Origin of the sequence: Nonomuraea lactucae (assembly GCF_003313395.1) — a bacterium.
In the GTDB taxonomy this organism is placed as follows: Bacteria; Actinomycetota; Actinomycetes; order Streptosporangiales; family Streptosporangiaceae; genus Nonomuraea; species Nonomuraea lactucae.
Genome location: NZ_QNFZ01000635.1, coordinates 1 through 2,637, shown reverse-complemented (window position 1 = coordinate 2,637; position 2,637 = coordinate 1). Strand labels below are relative to the sequence as shown.

General features: G+C 72.5%; 3 protein-coding genes. All 3 read right to left on the bottom strand.

Annotated elements, in window-relative coordinates:
• A partial coding sequence (locus tag DQW85_RS24570) for an N-acetylglucosamine kinase (protein ID WP_275888252.1) occupies positions 1 to 528 on the bottom strand: 528 nt, incomplete at its 3' end.
• Positions 513 to 1,772 carry a 6-phospho-beta-glucosidase gene (locus DQW85_RS24565; RefSeq protein WP_113702379.1) on the bottom strand — a complete coding sequence of 420 codons (1,260 nt, stop codon included), beginning with the start codon at positions 1,770 to 1,772 and terminating at the stop codon, positions 513 to 515. The genes DQW85_RS24570 and DQW85_RS24565, both read right to left, overlap by 16 nt.
• Positions 1,769 to 2,581 (bottom strand): carbohydrate ABC transporter permease, encoded by an 813-nt coding sequence (locus DQW85_RS24560; RefSeq protein ID WP_113702380.1) that lies wholly within the window; start codon positions 2,579 to 2,581, stop codon positions 1,769 to 1,771. Before DQW85_RS24560 ends, DQW85_RS24565 begins: the two co-directional genes overlap by 4 nt.
• Positions 2,582 to 2,637 lie beyond the last annotated feature (56 nt).

Genomic DNA, 2,637 nt, shown 5'->3' with positions numbered 1-2,637 from the left:
GTCCTCGGCGCGGGCCGCGTGCCACAGCGCCTCCTCCGCCACGCCCTGGCCGCCGCCCCAGTCGCCGCTGATCCGGCCCAGCGCCGGGAAGCGGGCGACCTGCCCGGTGGGGGAGACGCCGACCGCGTTGATGCCCGCGCCGCACACCACCGCGACGCCCCACGACGCCGACGCGCCCGCCCGGAGCACGGCGAACGTGTCGTTGCGGACGACGATGTCCGGGCCGAAGCCCCTGGCGGCGAGCTCCCGCGCCAGCGCCTCCTCCTCGACCGGCAGGTCGGCGCCCGCCAGGTAGGCGGCCACCGTGTCGAAGCGGGTGTGCGAGAGCGTCTCGACGGCCCGCGCGATCACGTCCACCGCGGTCGTGACGCCGGCGCTCTGCGGCTCGAACGGTCCGGAGCGGGCCGTCGCCAGCACCTCGCCGTCCTCGGCCACCACCGCGACGTCGGTCTTGCTGTTGCCGCCGTCCACCGCCAGCACCAGCCTGCGGCGATCCACCAGCTCACCGTCCACTAGCTCACCGTCCACGGCAGGAAGGTGCGGTTGGCCTCCAGCAGCAGCCCGGCGAGCTCCTCGGCGACCGCGTCCTGGCCGATCAGCGGATGCGCCAGCAGCGCGTCGCGCACCCGGTCCGCGCCGCCGTGCAGGGCCGCCTCCAGCGCGAGCGTCTCGTACGCCGACACGTGCGCGATCAGCCCCCCGTACAGCGGCTCGACGGGCGCGACGGGCAGCGGCGCGGCGCCCGCGGCCGAGACGGTCGCGGGCACCTCGATCACCGCCTCGGCGTCGAGGAACGGCAGCGTGTCCCCGTTGCGCACGTTCACCACCTGGACGTCGCCCCGGTCGCCGAGCAGCGAGGCGATGAGCGCGACCGCCGCCTCCGAGTAGAACGCGCCGCCGCGCTCGCCCAGCAGCGCCGGCTTGGTCACCACCGACGGGTCCGCGTAGAGCCGCAGCAGCCGCGCCTCCATGGCCGCCACCTCCGCCGCACGCGACGGCTTGGCCCGCTGCTCCTCCACCACCGCGTCGTGCGCGTAGAAGTAGCGCAGGTAGTACGAGGGCACCGCGCCCAGCCGTTCGATCAGGGCGGGCCGCAGGCCGACGTCGTCGGCGATCTCCCGCAGGTGCGAGGAGAGCAGCGACGGCAGCACGTCGGCGCCGTCGAGATGGACCGACCGCTCCCACGTCAGGTGGTTCAGCCCCACGTGGCCCAGCGAGACGCGCGAGGGCGGGACGCCCAGCATCGCGGCGAAGCGCCGCTGGAAGCCGATGGCGACGTTGCACAGCCCGATCGCCCGGTGGCCCGCGTCCAGCAGGGCACGGGTGACGATGCCGACCGGGTTGGTGAAGTCCACGATCCACGCCCCCGGAGCGCTCCTGCGCACCTCGTCGGCGATTGCGAGCACCACCGGGACCGTCCGCAGCGCCTTGGCGAGCCCGCCCGCCCCCGTCGTCTCCTGTCCCACGCAGCCGCACCGCAGCGGCAGCGTCTCGTCCACGTCGCGGGCGGCCTGCCCGCCAACGCGCAACTGGAACAGGACCGCCCGTGCCCCCGAGACCCCCTCCTCGACCGAGGAGGTGGCCACCACCCGCGCCGGATGCCCGGCGTGCGCGAGCATCCGGCGGGCCATCCCAGAAATCAGCTCAAGGCGTGATTCATCCGGATCGATCAGTGCGATCTCGGTGAGTGGCAGCTCGTCGCGGAGCCGCGCGAACCCGTCGATCAGCTCCGGCGTGTACGTCGAGCCGCCCCCGACAACGGCGAGTTTCAACCCTTCACTCCTGTCAGCGTGACACCTTCGATGAAAACCCTCTGGGCGAAGAAGAACAGTACGATCACCGGCGCCGTCACCAGCAGGGTGGCGGCCATGGTGAGGTTCCACTGGACGCTGTGGAACGCCTTGAACGTGGCCAGCCCCAGCGAGAGCGTCCAGCCGTCCTGTCCCACGCCCGCGTACAGCAATGGCCCGTAGTAGTCGTTCCAGCAGTAGAAGAACTGGAACAGCGCCACGGCGGCGATCGCCGGCCGCGCCATCGGCAGCACCACCCTGAACAGGGTCCGCAGGTCGGAGCAGCCGTCCACCCGGGCCGCGTCGGTGTAGTCGCGCGGGATCGTGATGAGGAACTGGCGCAGCAGGAAGATCGAGAACGCGTCGCCCAGCAGCATCGGTAGGATCAGCGGCCAGAGGCTGTCGGTCAGCCCGAACCGCGCCCAGATCAGGTAGACCGGCACCGCGACCACCTGCGGCGGCAGCATCATCGTGGTGATCACCAGGAGGAACGCCAGCTTGCGCCCGCGGAAGCGGAACCTCGCCAGCGCGTACGCCACGGGCACCGACGACACCAGCATGAACACGGTCCCGAGGCCGGCGTACATGAGCGTGTTGGCCGTCCACCGCAGCAGCTTGGACCTGGCGAACACGTCGGCGAAGTTCTCCCAGTTCCAGGTGCGCGGCCACAGTTCGCTGGTCAGCGCCTGCTGGTCGGTCATCAGCGCGGTCAGCACGAGGAAGACCGCGGGGGCCAGGAACATCAGCCCGAGCGCGATGGCCAGGGCGTGCGTGGCGACCCAGGCCAGCATCCGCCGCCTGCGGGCGCTGGCGCTCGGCCGCCGGGCGCCTCCGACGGCGGCGGCGG